The 14657-nt window shown below is 40.7% G+C and carries 15 protein-coding genes; 6 read left to right on the top strand and 9 right to left on the bottom strand.

Going from position 1 to position 14657, the window contains the following annotated elements; all coding sequences use genetic code 11:
* From AC4E96_RS01890 to prmB, 5 genes are all read right to left on the bottom strand, one after another.
* Positions 1-139: YfcL family protein (locus tag AC4E96_RS01890; RefSeq protein WP_490254740.1), on the bottom strand; the 139-nt coding region annotated here is incomplete at its 3' end.
* The gene (locus AC4E96_RS01885; protein WP_490254735.1) at positions 139-1278 is read right to left on the bottom strand and encodes an ATP-NAD kinase family protein; all 1140 of its coding nucleotides are present in this window, start codon (positions 1276-1278) and stop codon (positions 139-141) included. The genes AC4E96_RS01885 and AC4E96_RS01890, both read right to left, overlap by 1 nt.
* Entirely contained in the window at positions 1262-1882 is a 621-nt protein-coding gene (locus AC4E96_RS01880; RefSeq protein WP_488033124.1) for an elongation factor P hydroxylase, read from the bottom strand. Before AC4E96_RS01880 ends, AC4E96_RS01885 begins: the two co-directional genes overlap by 17 nt.
* A gap of 3 nt (positions 1883-1885) precedes the next feature.
* Positions 1886-2980: a chorismate synthase gene (gene aroC, locus AC4E96_RS01875; RefSeq protein WP_488033125.1), complete on the bottom strand. Its 1095-nt coding sequence runs from the start codon at positions 2978-2980 to the stop codon at positions 1886-1888.
* 74 nt (positions 2981-3054) lie between these two features.
* Positions 3055-3999 (bottom strand): 50S ribosomal protein L3 N(5)-glutamine methyltransferase, encoded by a 945-nt coding sequence (prmB, locus tag AC4E96_RS01870; RefSeq protein WP_488033126.1) that lies wholly within the window; start codon positions 3997-3999, stop codon positions 3055-3057.
* Between the two features lie 108 nt (positions 4000-4107).
* Between prmB and smrB the strand changes: the two genes are divergently transcribed.
* Positions 4108-4749: an endonuclease SmrB gene (gene smrB / locus AC4E96_RS01865; protein WP_488033127.1), complete on the top strand. Its 642-nt coding sequence runs from the start codon at positions 4108-4110 to the stop codon at positions 4747-4749.
* A 59-nt stretch (positions 4750-4808) separates the two neighbouring features.
* On the opposite strand, the gene sixA is transcribed toward smrB, so the two are convergent.
* Positions 4809-5306: a phosphohistidine phosphatase SixA gene (sixA, locus tag AC4E96_RS01860; protein WP_490254734.1), complete on the bottom strand. Its 498-nt coding sequence runs from the start codon at positions 5304-5306 to the stop codon at positions 4809-4811.
* A gap of 258 nt (positions 5307-5564) precedes the next feature.
* On the opposite strand from sixA, the gene AC4E96_RS01855 reads away from it, so the two are divergent.
* Complete coding sequence (locus tag AC4E96_RS01855; RefSeq protein WP_490254733.1) at positions 5565-8261, top strand: insulinase family protein; 2697 nt, start codon at positions 5565-5567, stop codon at positions 8259-8261.
* 266 nt (positions 8262-8527) lie between these two features.
* The gene (locus AC4E96_RS01850; protein WP_490254739.1) at positions 8528-10693 is read left to right on the top strand and encodes a bifunctional diguanylate cyclase/phosphodiesterase; all 2166 of its coding nucleotides are present in this window, start codon (positions 8528-8530) and stop codon (positions 10691-10693) included.
* A gap of 345 nt (positions 10694-11038) precedes the next feature.
* Here AC4E96_RS01850 and AC4E96_RS01845 read toward each other — a convergent pair whose 3' ends face one another.
* On the bottom strand, positions 11039-11662 hold the full coding sequence (locus AC4E96_RS01845; protein WP_490254732.1) for a hypothetical protein: 624 nt from the start codon (positions 11660-11662) through the stop codon (positions 11039-11041).
* Between the two features lie 171 nt (positions 11663-11833).
* On the opposite strand from AC4E96_RS01845, the gene AC4E96_RS01840 reads away from it, so the two are divergent.
* Positions 11834-12577 (top strand): substrate-binding periplasmic protein, encoded by a 744-nt coding sequence (locus AC4E96_RS01840; RefSeq protein ID WP_490254731.1) that lies wholly within the window; start codon positions 11834-11836, stop codon positions 12575-12577.
* A 95-nt stretch (positions 12578-12672) separates the two neighbouring features.
* Here the strand turns inward: AC4E96_RS01840 and AC4E96_RS01835 are convergent, their stop codons facing one another.
* Positions 12673-13002, bottom strand: a complete 330-nt coding sequence (locus tag AC4E96_RS01835; RefSeq protein ID WP_488033133.1) for a hypothetical protein — start codon at positions 13000-13002, stop codon at positions 12673-12675.
* A gap of 92 nt (positions 13003-13094) precedes the next feature.
* Complete coding sequence (locus AC4E96_RS01830; protein ID WP_490254730.1) at positions 13095-13754, bottom strand: DUF2982 domain-containing protein; 660 nt, start codon at positions 13752-13754, stop codon at positions 13095-13097.
* Between the two features lie 50 nt (positions 13755-13804).
* On the opposite strand from AC4E96_RS01830, the gene AC4E96_RS01825 reads away from it, so the two are divergent.
* Positions 13805-13933, top strand: coding sequence for a hypothetical protein (locus AC4E96_RS01825; protein ID WP_490254729.1), 129 nt, complete (start codon positions 13805-13807; stop codon positions 13931-13933).
* Positions 13923-14465 (top strand): peptide-methionine (S)-S-oxide reductase MsrA, encoded by a 543-nt coding sequence (gene msrA, locus AC4E96_RS01820; RefSeq protein WP_490254728.1) that lies wholly within the window; start codon positions 13923-13925, stop codon positions 14463-14465. Before AC4E96_RS01825 ends, msrA begins: the two co-directional genes overlap by 11 nt.
* Positions 14466-14657: the final 192 nt, after the last annotated feature.

Raw genomic sequence — 14657 nt, 5'->3', positions numbered from 1 at the left:
CTACCATAGCGGTGCCAATGATTAAATCAACGTGACCTCTTAAGTAGCCACTTGCAAATAATTCATCGTCACTGCCCGTTTCAACAAAGCTGTCGAAATACAATTGCGCGTTGTCACTTAACTGTTCTAAATCAACCACTATAACTCCTCGTAGCCTACTGGATAAATGACCTGATCGTGATACCCCGTAACAACTTCAATTGGTCCAGACAAAGCTTTGTCGAGCTCGCTATCACCGGTATCCGCTACTAAAGGACGGCCATCTAATGCTTTTAGTTTTGTTTTGGTCGCCACAATAATTATATTGTCGCGCCCCACTTTTTTAATAAATTCTGGGCTTAATTGCTGGTTACCTCGGCCAAAAATATGTCCTTGTCCACCAATTAAGGTGATGACCAACTTCACCGCTTTGTTGTCTGTTAGGTCCAATAGTTGTTTGGCCGTCACATCATTCGCGACGACTTGGTGATCTTGTATGACATCAACACCGAGCAAGGTGTTTTCGCAGCCAAGCTCTTCCATCAAGAACGCCACTGTACTGCCCGACCCCATGACATAAACGTCATCGGTTTCCATTTCCTCAATTACATGAGCTGCAATATCCTGTAAAACCAACTCATCGCTTTCTTTGCCGCCCATTTTAACGTTTTGAACGTACCTTAACTCGGCAGGTATTTTTAATTCGCCATAGCGCTTAGCTTTGACCACGCCTTGTCTGAATAACACTTCATCAATATCCATAACATCGGCTTCGTGGATAGACAAAAGCTCTCCTTGAATCATCATATCGACAATTCGACCTGCAGCTTTTGGCGTAATGGCATAAACCCCAGAGTGGATTTTACAGCCAGCAGGAACACCAAGCACAGTGCTACCTTCTTTCACTGATGCACAAATATTACGTGCAGTACCATCACCACCAGCAAATAATATTAGATCTAGATTTAGATCAGACATGATTTTTGCAGCGTTTTCTGTATCGCTAGGCTCTGTTGGAGCCTTGGGCTGATAGATGATTTCAGGTTGTAACCCTAAGGCTAAACAAGTCGTTTCACCCATCTCACCTGCAACGGTAAAAACATCCGCACTTTTAAGGCTCTCTGTGCATTCATTTAACGCAACTTTGAGACGCTCATTGGCAAGTGCTACAGCGCCTTGAGAAAGTGCTAATTGGGCTGTATCAGCTCCGTCTGAGCCTTTTAATGCAACTGAACCCCCTAAGCCTGCGACAGGATTAACAATTATTCCCAAACGAAAGCGTTTACGCTGCTGATTCATGGGCACCTCTTATTTCTTCACAAACATCGTCTTCTTGCTTTTTGTTCAAAACCAACAAACACTGAGACAATTGGATTGGGAATGGTTGACGATAGTGACTCGCTAGCACTCTCATTAGCGTTTGAGCACGAGTAGGGAAACCAGTTTCTAAATAGACTTCGAGCTGTTGTTGAACATCTCGCTCAAACGCCAAACGGTCAGGTTGTTGACCATGCTCATCACCCGATAAATTGTCACAGCTAACGCCAAACCTAAAACCGGCAGCAGCGGCTAAGCCCCACTCTATAGCTTGAGGTTTGATTTCAACCGATTGAAATTTTGCTTGTTGCTCTGCGGTACGCCCGTCTGGGCTATACCAATAACCATAATCAACAAGGGTACGTCGGTGTTCACCAGCCAAGCACCAGTGGGCAATTTCATGTAAACCACTGGCAAAATAGCCATGGGCAAACACAACTTGCGCAAAAGGCTGAGCAGGTAAATCGCCGTCGCCCAAATTGGCAGGTAAATAAATTGGCTCATCGTGGCCTTTGACCAACCGGACATTAAATTCCTTTTCAAAAGTCTTATTAAACAAATAAATAAGCGTTTGAATATCGAACATGAATTACAGCTGTCCAGGAATAATTGGGGTGTCTACAACAACATCGGCATTTTGCGCTCGGTGACGTAATACGTGATCCATCACAGTCAACGCAAGCATCGCCTCGGCAATCGGTACGGCACGAATCCCAACACAAGGGTCGTGACGACCTTTGGTGATAACGTCTTGCTCATTACCATCTACATCAATAGTTTTGCCTGGAACACTAATGCTCGAGGTGGGTTTGAGAGCAATGTGAGCAATAAGGTCTTGGCCTGTAGAAATACCACCTAACACACCACCGCTGTGGTTTGCCTTGAATCCGTTTGGTGTCAATTCGTCTCTGTGTTCTGAGCCTTTTTGGTCGACAACACCAAAGCCATCACCAATTTCAACGCCTTTTACTGCGTTAATACTCATCATTGCTTTAGCGACATCTGCATCTAAACGATCAAAAACAGGTTCACCTAACCCTACCGGCATGCCTTTGGCGACAACGCTAATCTTTGCACCAACAGAGTCACCTTGTTTTTTAAGGTCGCGCATGTACTCATCCCACTTGGGCACAGTTGTTGGGTCTGGACAGAAAAAATCATTGTTTCGGATTTCATGAAAATCAACTGTCTCAATTTGAATTGGCCCTAATTGAGACATATAAGCTGTGATTTCAATGCCTTGTTGTTTTAACCATGCTTGAGCAATGGCACCAGCTGCAACACGCATTGCGGTTTCTCGAGCAGATGAACGCCCACCACCTCGGTAATCTCTATGACCATATTTGTGTAAGTAGGTATAGTCCGCATGACCTGGTCTGAACTTATCTTTGATATTTGAGTAATCTTTCGAGCGCTGGTCGGTATTTTCAATTAACAGACCAATCGGCGTGCCTGTCGTTTTCCCTTCAAATACGCCACTCAAAATTTTAACTTCGTCTGGTTCGCGACGTTGTGTGGTAAATCGAGAGGTACCTGGCTTTCTTTTATTCAGTTCTTCTTGGATCATCGCTTCATCGATTTCTAATCCTGGTGGACAGCCATCAACAATACAACCGAGTGCCAAGCCATGACTCTCACCAAATGTTGTTACTTTGAATACCTCACCAAAAGTATTTCCTGCCATTACCTTTCCCTACTTACCGTTTTAATTATTCTGTTTTATTCGATTCATTATTATATCGAGCACTGTGAAACTGGTTATAACGTCTCGTTTATTAACGTTTGATATTCATCAAGCTGAGCTTTGGTTATCGAGAATACCCCTAAACCACCATTGTTAAATTCAATCCAGTTGAATGGTACCTCTGGCAACAAATCGATTAAATGCACCATTGAGTTGCCTACTTCTACGATAAGTACGCCCTGCTCGGTCAAATGCGATGCCGCTTCTTTTAAAATCATTCGAGTCAAATCCAATCCATCTGGCCCACTGCCTAAACCAATTTCAGGTTCGTGATGGAACTCTTCTGGCATATCACCAATATCTTCAGCGTCTACATATGGAGGATTAGAAACAATAAGATCGTACTTTTGACCGCCTAAACCGGAGAACACATCTGAAAGATACGCGGTCACTCTGTCTTCAACGCCTAGTCTATGAATGTTTTCATCTGCGATTGCTAACGCTTCAGGACTTATATCTGCAGCATCTACCAATGCGTTTTCAAAGGCGTACGCACTCGCAATAGCAATACAGCCAGACCCTGTGCACAAATCTAAGATATGACCAGGTTCGAAATCAATAACTGTATTGAACTTAGATTTAATTAGTTCACCAATTGGAGAGCGCGGTACCAATACGTTTTCATCTACATAAAATGGTAAATCAACAAAATAAGCAAGGTTTGTTAGATAAGCCGCTGGTTTTTTAGTCTCGATTCGAGCAACCACGGCTTCTACGATTCGCTGACGTTCGGATTTCGTTAATTTTGAAGCCAATGTTTCAGCATTAATCGTTGGGCCAATATTCAATCCCCACGAAATTAATGAAAACGCTTCATCCCAAGGATTATCAGTTCCATGACCAAAGTAAATATCAGACTCATTAAAGCGACTGACCGCCCAGCGCAACAAGTCATTAGCAGTGGCAAGTTCAGTAATTGCTTCATCAGCAAGTTGTTGCAGAGTTGGTTGTTCTAACATTGGTCAATCCTGTGTAGTTACACTTCGTTATCAAATTTAACGGTGGAGGAATCAAAGCCAATATTTTACAATAATTATCCTATGCTCGGCTATTGAGAACTGATAAACATGGCAAAAAAATCCACCTTTTCACCATTTTCATTTGAAAATAACACACCTGATACCGGTGAAGGTGATGACCAGACGTTCGACTTTGAAAAAGAAATGGCTGGTGTTAAAAAGTTAGACCAAAATAATCGCCATTTTCACAAGCACACGACCAAACCATTAAAGACAAAGCTTGAAGCACAGCCAAATCCCTCTCGTTATTCGGCCAACGTAAAAAAGAAAGAAACCGCTCGTGCAGCTCAACGTTTTCACTTTAGCGATCAGTACGAGCCATACATTGATGAAACAGCAACATTAAGCTTTGTTAGAGAAGGCTACCCAAGTTACTTGACCAAGGTTTTACGTCGTGGAGACATCAGTCCAGAACTAATCCTAGACTTACACGGTTACACCAAACAACAAGCCCAAGTTGACTTAGCCGACTTGATTCAGGACTGTATCGATCAACACATTCCTTGCGCTTGTGTCGTTCATGGAGTCAGCGGTGGTGTACTTAAAAAGAAAATCCCGCATTATTTGATGCAGCACCCTGACGTACTGGCTTTTCATCAAGCGCCACTAGAATGGGGTGGACAAGGAGCGATTGTCCTTATTATCAATTTGGGCGAAGAACTCGCCCACTTATTAGGTAGAGATTTATAACCTTGGCTTAATTAGAGAGAAAACCATAAATTTCAATAGTAAGGTCTAATTACGCAGACTTACATCATTTGTCCGGGTGAAATTAGCGTTTCAAGCAAGCCTGACCATTTTTCAACATCGATCTTAATTTTGGCCACCCCCGCTGTAGGCATTATTGGTGTATAACCAGTTAACTCACCAATTAAATAACTTACTAGTGGCATATGAGACACGCACAAAACGTTAATGTCTTTGCTTTTATCTTCAATTTTGTCGTTTAGCAATTCGATGCGTGCCATCAATTCGTCACAAACTTGGTTTGGATCGCCAGAAGGAATAATGGACTCAAGTGTTTCTAACTTTACAAAATGATTGTGGTTGGCAATTTCATCCTTGGTTTGCTGCGCACGCTGGTAAGGACTTACAAAGACTTGATCAAAAGACTCAACTTGGCTTGCTAACCATTGACCCGTTCGAGATGCTTCAGAATGACCAATATCGGTAAGCTTTCTTAAGTGATCTTCCACACCTACAGGTTCGGCTTCACCATGACGTACGATAAATAAATAAATTGCCATAAAATAACTCTACATACTGCATAAAAACTGTAAAAGACTGCAATAAATGCAGCGGTTAGAACCCTAAACCTAGTATCCAAGAAAAGCAAATAAGATGCGGATTTTAATTCCCCATAAAGTGTACTCTTAAATTTAATATTTGTAGTGATTTTTTTGTTTGGTGTCGTTAATTGTTCGATTTTTAGAAAAAACAAGCTAGGATAAGTACCTAAGGAAGAAGAAAAAAGGGACCAATTATCACTTGCGCTAAGGCTATCGATGAAAATTAGTAACAACGACAAAAACCGTTATCACTCAAGTATATTAGAAAATGGCTTGCGCTTATTATACGTTGAGAATGAGAACGCGGCTAAAAGTGCCTGTTCGTTGGTTGTGAATACTGGCAGTTTTGACGATCCAAATGATCGCCCTGGTTTTGCTCACTTTATCGAGCACCTTTTATTCAATGGAAACAAAAAGTTTCCGGAACCTAATGCCATCAATGATTTTGTTGCTAAACATGGTGGGCATTGCAATGCATGGACGGCAACAGAGCACAGTAACTTCTTTTTTGATATCAACCACAACTCACTTCCTAATGCCTTAGATTTTTTCGCTCACCTATTTATCGACCCATTGTTTGACGACGCAGCAATTACCAGAGAACAAGAAGCGATTCACGCCGAGTTCAAATTAAAGCTTCGCGATGATACACGCCGAATTCAGCAAGTCCACAAAGAAACATGTAACCCAGAGCATCCTTATAGCAAGTTTTCTGTAGGCAACCGCCAGACACTTTCCGATCTTCCTGAGCGCCCTGTGCGAGACGAATTGCAATCATTTTGGGATGCCAATTATCAAGCTCAATACATGACGGTCTGTATCGTAAGTAATGACGACAGTAATTTAGAGCTGGCAAAACAAGTTTTTAGCCGTATACCTTCAGCGAACCCAAACCAAAACAAGCCAGCTATTACGCCTAGTCTTTATCGCAAAGAGGATCTGGGAACGTTTATTTGTATACGACCAGTGAAAGAGCTTCACAAGCTCAATATCACTTTTGCGTTACCGTCGGTTAACCAGCTATACCCTCACAAAATAGTGAGCTTTATTGCTCACCTAATTGGTCATGAAGGACAAGGCTCACTGTCATTAAGCCTCAAAAACCAAGGCCTAATTAATGCTTTATCTGCTGGACATGGAATTTCAGGACAAAACTTCAAAGATTTTAATATTTCTCTCGAGCTCACTGAACTTGGAGAAAACCAATTAGATCTCATTTTGACTCAGGTATTTAGCTACATTAATTTTATGAGAGCAGAGCGACCACCTGAATATTTATATGAGGAACAACAAAGGTTAGCGCTTACTAGCTTTGACTTTCAGGAGCCGAGTAAACCCAGTAAACTTGCCAATGCTTTATCCCTTAACATGCAACACTACCCAATAGACGATGTATTGTATGGTGACTATCGGATGGATGGTTTTGAGTTAGGTCATTGGAATCAAATATTCAATCTTCTAAATGCAAATAATATGCGCGTAACCTTAGTCAGTCAGAATATCAATACTGACACAGAAGCCCATTGGTATCATACACCCTACTCCCAACAACAAATTGATGCCGATGTATTAAACGAGCTTAACGCAATTGAGCCGAATACAGGTACATTCGCCTATCCCTCTCCGAATCCTTATCTACAAAATGAGATTCATGTTGAAGAAGTACATAGTCATAGTGATAAGCCTATTTGCATTGAATCAAAAAAAGGTTGGCAATTATGGTTTAAACAGGACATCACTTTTAAAGTACCGAAAGGTAATATTTATGTTGGATTAGACTTACCTAAAGGTGTACAAACGACGCAAAACCAAGCAATTTTACGTTTGTTTTGTGAGTTGTTTTTAGACCAAGTGAGTGATATTCATTACCAAGCGGAAACGGCGGGGTTAAATTACAACTTATATACCCATAGCGGTGGTATTACTCTTTACACTTCCGGCTTATCGAATAACCAACCACACTTATTGTTTAGTCTTGTTGATCAGTTATTCACTCAAAAACCACAAAGAGGACGTTTTGAGGAAATTAAACGCCAACTGATCAAACATTGGCGAAATGCAGAATCAAATAAGCCGATAAGTCAGTTGTTCAGCTTACTTAATGCTCACCTTATCCCTTCAATGGCAACCACGTCAGAACTGGCGGACGAACTCGAGCATGTCAGCTTATCAGAGTTTACAAAGAGCATGACGGCCATAATGTCTGATGCATTTGTAGAATCGTTTATTTTTGGTAATTGGACAAGCACACAGGCTCTAGCCATAAACGAAACCTTAAAAGAAAAACTCGATCACCTAAATCTAGTGGAAGAGGTTAAGCGTGAAGTCCATCGAATAAGTGATACTGAAGTGTTTGAACTCAGTAAAAAAGTCGATCACCAAGATGCTGCTGCGTTAATCTATTTACAAGGATTTAGTACGAAACCTGAATACCAAGACAATACAGAAAAAGCCTGCTTTATCCTTCTTAGTCAAATTTTGGCACCCTTTGCCTTTAATTATTTGAGAACAGAAAGACAATTGGGGTACATGGTCGGCAGTGGTTACATGCCTATCTCTAATGTTCCGGGGCTTGCAATTTATGTACAATCTCATGACTTTGAAAGTTCACAATTAACAACAGAACTACATGATTGTCTAGAGCTTTTCAGTAATAAAATCAAGAACCTGCCAGGAGAGGATTTCTTAAAACACAAAGAAGCCATCATTCACCAATACAAAGAACGCCCCGCGAACCTGACACAACATTGTCAGCAACTTTGGGCCTCAATTGGCAATAAAGATTATAACTTTGACCAAAAACAAGAGATTATTAGAGAGCTCGAGCAACTTAAATTAATTGATTTAACTCGTTGGTTTTCTGCATATTTTAATCCTCAACTCGCATCAGGAATCCAAATCAATAGTCGCTAAACCTCAATAAAAATGGGGTTTTAAGCGATTTGAGCCAATTTTTAACCGTTCACTTCCAAACTTAATTTTAGCTTTTGACACCGCAAGATAACTTGGTTATCTTGGTGAAGCATATTATTCGTAGTTGTAAGATTTTTGTGTCTCAAAATAATAATAATAATAACTATTTAAAAAAATTACTCTTTGCCAGCTTATTCGTCTCACAAGCTCATGCAAATGAAAGTACGCTAACGTCTGCAGCTTCGACTGATGGTGGGTTTAGCCTTATGCTTGCACTTTTAATTGCAGGCTTAATTGCATTGGTTGGAATTTCTATTTTCAGTTATTCAAGGCTTAAGCGTTACCAATCTGCAATGCGATATAGTGATCAGCGCCTTAATTTTTCTCTCTGGGCCAGCGGTGACGAAATGTGGGATTGGCATATTAATGATGGAAAGCTGTTTAGAACAAATAGCAAAGGTACCTACAAGCTTTCTAAAGTACACCCAAATTTATTTCCACCTAACAAGCCTCATATTCACCCCAACGACGTCAACCGTGTTCGATTACACCTTAACAGTCACTTAAAAGGTGAAACGGATGCTTTTGAATGCGCCTACCGAATCAAACACAAAAACGATTGGCGCTGGGTACTCGACAAAGGCCGAATTGTCATTCGAAATGATGATGGCCGTCCTGTTCGAATGACGGGAATTTTTAAAGATATCCAACAGTTAAAAAGCGCTGAATCAGAATTAGAAGTCTTTGCAAAGAGTATAGATAACCTCTCCGAAGGTGTCATTATTCTTGACCCAGAGCTAAACATTATTCACGTAAACCCTGGTTACAGTAAGATTACCGGTTATCAGCCAGATGATGTTATTGGTGAAAAAATAAAGTTCACCAGCTTAAGCACTTCATTAATCAATGAAATTAAAGCCAAAGTAGATGCAACGGGTATTTGGCGTGGTGACATTACCGGCCAACACAAACAGGGTGAGATGTTTTTGGCCTACATCACAGCAAACTGTATTAAAGACGAGGCTGGTAATATCTCCAATTACGTCGCTATCGTTTCAGATACAACCAGACGAAAAACAGCGGAAGCCAAACTGCGTAAAATGGCGAGTACCGACTCTCTTACCTCATTACCTAATAGAAACGCCTTTTTTGATAAGCTACAAGACTGTGTAGATCGAAAAGTTCCTACCGCAGTATTAGTTTTTGACCTAGATAACTTTAAGAAAATCAATGACTCTCTTGGCCATCAACTTGGTGATACTTTATTAGTTGAAATAGGCAAACGAATAAAGCCGTTAACCCATAACTTCAACACGTTATACCGCTTAGGGGGTGACGAGTTTGCTTTTGTCATGGAAAAAACCAATGACATTCAAAAAGTAACTTCGGCAGCCAAAGAGATTCTGGCCCGACTTTCTAAACCATTTAAAATTCAAAAGCATGAATTAGTGGTGGCTGGTAGTATCGGTATTGTGTTGTACCCTGATGATGGCAAACAACCAGAAACATTGTTAAGAAATGCTGATACGGCTATGTATCACGCTAAAGAAGGCGGAAACCGCTACCTGTTCTTCAGTGATGACATGAATAAACAAGCCGTAAAACGACTTCAGGTTGAAAACTTGATCCGCTTAGGCCTTAAAGAAGACTACTTCCAAGTTTATTATCAACCTAAAATGAGCTTTGAAACAGGCAAATTGGTCGGTATGGAAGCGCTTGTGCGATTTGTTACCCCTCAGAAAGGCGTCATAAGCCCGGGAACTTTTATCCCTATAGCGGAAGAAACAGGTCAGATTGTAGAGATTGGCGACCTAGTACTTCGCAAAGCCTGCATCGATATGAAGCGTTGGGTAGATCAAGGATTAATGGATGGTCGTGTGGCAGTCAACCTCTCGGCGCGTCAATTTAATTTGCCGGACCTTATTCAGCGTATTGATGAAGTACTCGAAGAGACAGGCTTACCATCTTCGAATTTAGAGCTTGAAATCACCGAGGGTACGGTTATGGACAGTCCGAAAGGGGCCATCGATACTATGTACCAGCTGCGTGATCGAGGCATACACCTTGCGATGGATGACTTTGGTACTGGATATTCAAGTTTGTCGTACTTGAGAAAATTCCCGCTCAACACCTTAAAAATAGATAAAGCATTTGTTGATGATGCAACCTCTGATATCGGTAAAGCGATGATTGATACTATTATTACCATCGCTCGAAACTTAGGGTTGTCTACCGTTGCTGAGGGTGTCGAAACGGTTGAGCAACAGCGTTTTATGGCTGAGAAAAATTGTGACGTATTACAAGGCTATTTATACAGTAAGCCACTGTCAGCGGATGAGTTTGCTCGTTTTGCTCGGGCTGAAGTAACGTTTGATATTGTGCCTCCAAGCTTGGTCCCTGAAAAACCAATGGCGCCTAGTAGAACAGCTTAATTAGACGTAAACATTACTGTAAGTAACAAGCTCTAATTACTACAACGATTAACCTTGAGGGTTTTCTGTTAGGGCTTGAAAAAAGCGATTTGGGTACCTGACTGCTGCCTTAGGCGCATTTGCTTTTTGACATTTAACATCGGCCACGCAAACGGACCTATCAACAGACCAATAGCAAACCAACGCTTTTTCCCCACGCCGTTTTTCATTGCATCTATTGTTAACAAACAAGCAAAGACTACAAAAATAATTCCTGTGAAAATCGCGACCACGTAACACCTACTTCTTAGCTAAACTGAATGCGGCCGCGCATTATACACAAAACTGTTCAATAAACAACCAGACCTAGTTGAAAACAACGTCTTTTGTTGTTCGTCGATACACTCTCGTTTCTGGTGTGGTCCATTCCCCATTTTTAAGGTACGAAGTCGAAACTGTCATTGTCTCTCCCAATAATTTAGAAGAACTTTTAACTTTTGTTATTCCCTGAGCGACCTGACTTTTACCGGTAACGTCCTCGTAAGCAACAAACTCATTGTCACTAACAAACTCCAAATAACCGGTCGTGATAAAGTCGGCCGTGGTAAAGTAATGGAACTCTAACCGCTGGGTTGTGTTGTTCCAGAAAATATAGGATTCTCCACCATACATACCGTCATTAATACTATGGGTGGTTTTTAGTGCTTTGCCATTGAGTACTTTTTCAAATAACGTCACATCATTAACAGGCGCTTGACCTGGCTGCACATTAAAACTTGCTGTCCAACCGCCTAGGTAAGGTTCAAACTTAGCCAGTTGAGAAGCAAAAGGCGCGATATTTTTTCGAACTACCACAGTTTCATTTTTGGACGCTTGAGTGCTTGTCGCGTTTTCAATAGTAGTATTAGTTGCTGCAGCATTTACTGAAACTAAGTTTAGTGACGTAGTTATCGCCAATGCATACACACTTTTTAACATTGTTTTTTTCATTTTTTCTGTTCCTAAAAAATTTACACTTGCCGAATCCCTTTTCATCCGCCATGATTAGTACTGTATCAAAAGTAACCAGCAGTATTTGTTTATATGTTTAAATTATCGTCGCTAAAGGCTACATTAAAAAAGACTACCTGCCCAATTGTGTCTCTTTTGTTAGCGTGCACAATGGTTTTTAATATTCCTTCAGCGTTGTCCGAACCATACTTTTATGATGCGCCCGTCCCTAAATATAAGAGTATCGATGTCATTGTGGGTCTCTCCAAACCACCTTATGTCATTGAGGAAACTGACTCGGGCTATGAAATCGAGCTTATCACTGCGGTACTTAACGATATAAACCTACAGCCCAAATTTATTTATGTCCCATTGGGTCGAACATTGCGATTACTTGACCAAGGTATGGGAGCCATGTTGTTGACGATCAATAAAAACATTGTCCCAAATAACAAAATAAGAACAAGAGCTTATGTTACATATCAGAATGTTGCTGTATACAGACAAGACAGCAACTTCCATATCTCTAGCGTCGAACAGCTTAAGAAATTGAGAGTCGCGGCCTTTCAAAACGCAACTAAATATCTGGGCCACGAATTTGAGACAGCGATCAAATTTAATAAATCATATTTTGAAGTGCCAAGTCAATTCCAACAAGTAAGGCTGCTCCTAGAAGGTAGGATCGACGTTGCCATCATGGATATAAATATCTTTTCTCATATTCTGGCTCAAGTAAGTGATACGCAAAGCCAAGACGTGCAATTTGAAACGGCACCAATTTTCGCCCGCAGTGACTATAGTGCGGCATTTAAAGATTCAAACTTAGTTAAGCCATTTAACCAAGCTCTTGTAACCTTTAGAAGCACTTCTGCATATCAAGATTTAAAAGACAAATACCGTATCAAAAATCAATAACCCTAATTTCCAAACTCACTTAACAACATATTAGAAAGGCACAAAAAAACCGCTTTGATGAGCGGTTTTCAAATTTAACTTTTAAAATGCCACTTTTAAATGTAGCTTTGTTGATGCACTCGAATGAACAGAGGTGTACCAGCTTTGCTGTAATCAACTTTATATTCTTTACCGTTTAGACATTGAACAAAAAGAAGCGTCTTTGGCTCACCAAACACATCAGGGCTCGAGATATTTACCACCTCACAATACGCGTCTTTTGCTTCACGGCGATTTCTTGGTACCGGACCGTCGTGCTCAATAACACCATTTTGATTCACTTTTACTACTGGATTATCTAGGTCGTTGACTAGTAATAAATCTAGCTTACGAACCTTATGGATAATAGTGTTTCGACCACTAAGAATATAGGCTGCATCAGTCATATTATAATTCTACTAATTGATTCAAATAAAATGTTTTAACTATTGCAAGACTAGCCTTTTGATAGAAATTGATCAAGAACGAAGAGAAATATCTACCATACTTTTTGTGCTTGCTCCCTGATAATTTGGACGGCTTTAACTGACTGCATATCAAAAGCTTGCTCTGAGATGTAAAAATGAAAACCTAGTTGCCGATTTAATACTTCACTACGATTAGCAAACATCCCTGCCACTCCTGTCATAATCAAACCGGATTTACTGCGCCACTCAACTTGATCAACAATGGTATCGATGTCACACCTCCCGGTAGAACACTGCTCTTTGCCAGCGCGGACTTGCAGGTCTTTTTGCTCTATTAGCAAGCGACTAGCTAATCGTAACGGTATTTCCTCATACATAAGCTCCGGCGCTCTGAGCTTTATTCCAATGTAACCAATTTGACGTCGCTCCAAGCCTTGTGTAATCGAGACGACATCAACCCTTACGATGTTTTCATAAGCCACTCTTAAGTCACCGCTTTTGTGATGAAATACAAAGTGGTCTTTTTCAAAGGTAAAGGCAATAGCTGGAACGCGATCCATTTCTCGTGCAAACCAATACAAGGCGAAAGACAAGCCTATTCCAACAAAACAATAAACCTTGTGACTCTCGGCTCCTATCAACAAGTAGCACAGGGCTAACAAGAGTAATCCAATACTACACTGGCGGATTACGTTACCCTCGATTTGTTTGTTAGCTTTGATCACTTTCATAATAGTCCCGACCAGCTATGGTAAAGTTGTTAAACTAAAAAGGTTCAAAAATGAAATACGTAACGACACAAATGATCGCCCACACTATCAGAGCACGTATTCTATTACACACGGGACAATTAGACTTGAACATAGCTACTCTCAATTCATTAGGTATCAATAAAGTATATGGCAAATAAACAAGAAGCAACGTTTGCAGGCGGCTGTTTTTGGTGTATCGAAGCAGCCTTTAACATGGTTGAAGGCGTCACTCTGGCCACATCAGGCTACAGCGGTGGGAAAACAGTGAACCCTAGTTATCAGGAGGTAATTTCGGGTCACACCGGTCATGCTGAGGCAGTTCATGTAGAGTTCGACGCTGACACCATAAGTTATGAGCAATTATTAGCGATGTTTTTCCAGCTACATGATCCCACGACTCTTAACCGTCAAGGGAATGACGTAGGAACGCAATATCGCTCGATGATTTTAACCCACAACAAAACTCAACAGCAGCTGGCAGATAGCGTTATCGATTATTTAAATACAGCTAATATTTGGGATTCACCAATAGTAACGGAAGTTCAGCCGTTTAACGCATTTTACCCAGCAGAATCGTTCCACCAAGATTACGTCAATAAAAACCCAAATCAGCCCTATTGCCAAATATTAATTGGGCCAAAGTTAGCTCAGTTTAAAACAAAGTTTGGTGAGTTTATAAAGAAAGGTTGAAAACTTAATGAGTTGAAAGGAGGGCATTATTGATGCTGGAAGTAACCACACCAACGGGAGTTATGCCCTCCTAGGACTATCGTCCTGAGCGTAATGTATGGAATTTGTTTAACAAAAACCTATAAAAATTCTAGTAATTTTCAAATTTTCCGTTTTAGCTATCTTTTCGGTTGTTTTTTGCCCTATTTTTCT

It is taken from the genome of Psychrosphaera sp. (assembly GCF_982872775.1).
Note: the sequence above shows the minus strand (reverse complement) of the source record. Positions and strands in the feature narration are given on the sequence as shown.

Excerpts from the sequence above, each read along its gene's own strand:
- aroC (WP_488033125.1), bottom strand. The coding sequence starts at position 2,980 with ATGGCAGGAAATACTTTTGGTGAGGTATTCAAAGTAACAACATTTGGT.
- AC4E96_RS01885 (WP_490254735.1), bottom strand. The coding sequence starts at position 1,278 with ATGAATCAGCAGCGTAAACGCTTTCGTTTGGGAATAATTGTTAATCCT.
- msrA (WP_490254728.1), top strand. The coding sequence starts at position 13,923 with ATGGCAAATAAACAAGAAGCAACGTTTGCAGGCGGCTGTTTTTGGTGT.
- smrB (WP_488033127.1), top strand. The coding sequence starts at position 4,108 with ATGGCAAAAAAATCCACCTTTTCACCATTTTCATTTGAAAATAACACA.
- AC4E96_RS01825 (WP_490254729.1), top strand. The coding sequence starts at position 13,805 with ATGAAATACGTAACGACACAAATGATCGCCCACACTATCAGAGCACGT.
- AC4E96_RS01880 (WP_488033124.1), bottom strand. The coding sequence starts at position 1,882 with ATGTTCGATATTCAAACGCTTATTTATTTGTTTAATAAGACTTTTGAA.
- sixA (WP_490254734.1), bottom strand. The coding sequence starts at position 5,306 with ATGGCAATTTATTTATTTATCGTACGTCATGGTGAAGCCGAACCTGTA.
- AC4E96_RS01845 (WP_490254732.1), bottom strand. The coding sequence starts at position 11,662 with ATGAAAAAAACAATGTTAAAAAGTGTGTATGCATTGGCGATAACTACG.
- AC4E96_RS01835 (WP_488033133.1), bottom strand. The coding sequence starts at position 13,002 with ATGACTGATGCAGCCTATATTCTTAGTGGTCGAAACACTATTATCCAT.
- AC4E96_RS01840 (WP_490254731.1), top strand. The coding sequence starts at position 11,834 with ATGGTTTTTAATATTCCTTCAGCGTTGTCCGAACCATACTTTTATGAT.
- prmB (WP_488033126.1), bottom strand. The coding sequence starts at position 3,999 with ATGTTAGAACAACCAACTCTGCAACAACTTGCTGATGAAGCAATTACT.
- AC4E96_RS01850 (WP_490254739.1), top strand. The coding sequence starts at position 8,528 with ATGCTTGCACTTTTAATTGCAGGCTTAATTGCATTGGTTGGAATTTCT.
- AC4E96_RS01855 (WP_490254733.1), top strand. The coding sequence starts at position 5,565 with ATGAAAATTAGTAACAACGACAAAAACCGTTATCACTCAAGTATATTA.
- AC4E96_RS01830 (WP_490254730.1), bottom strand. The coding sequence starts at position 13,754 with ATGAAAGTGATCAAAGCTAACAAACAAATCGAGGGTAACGTAATCCGC.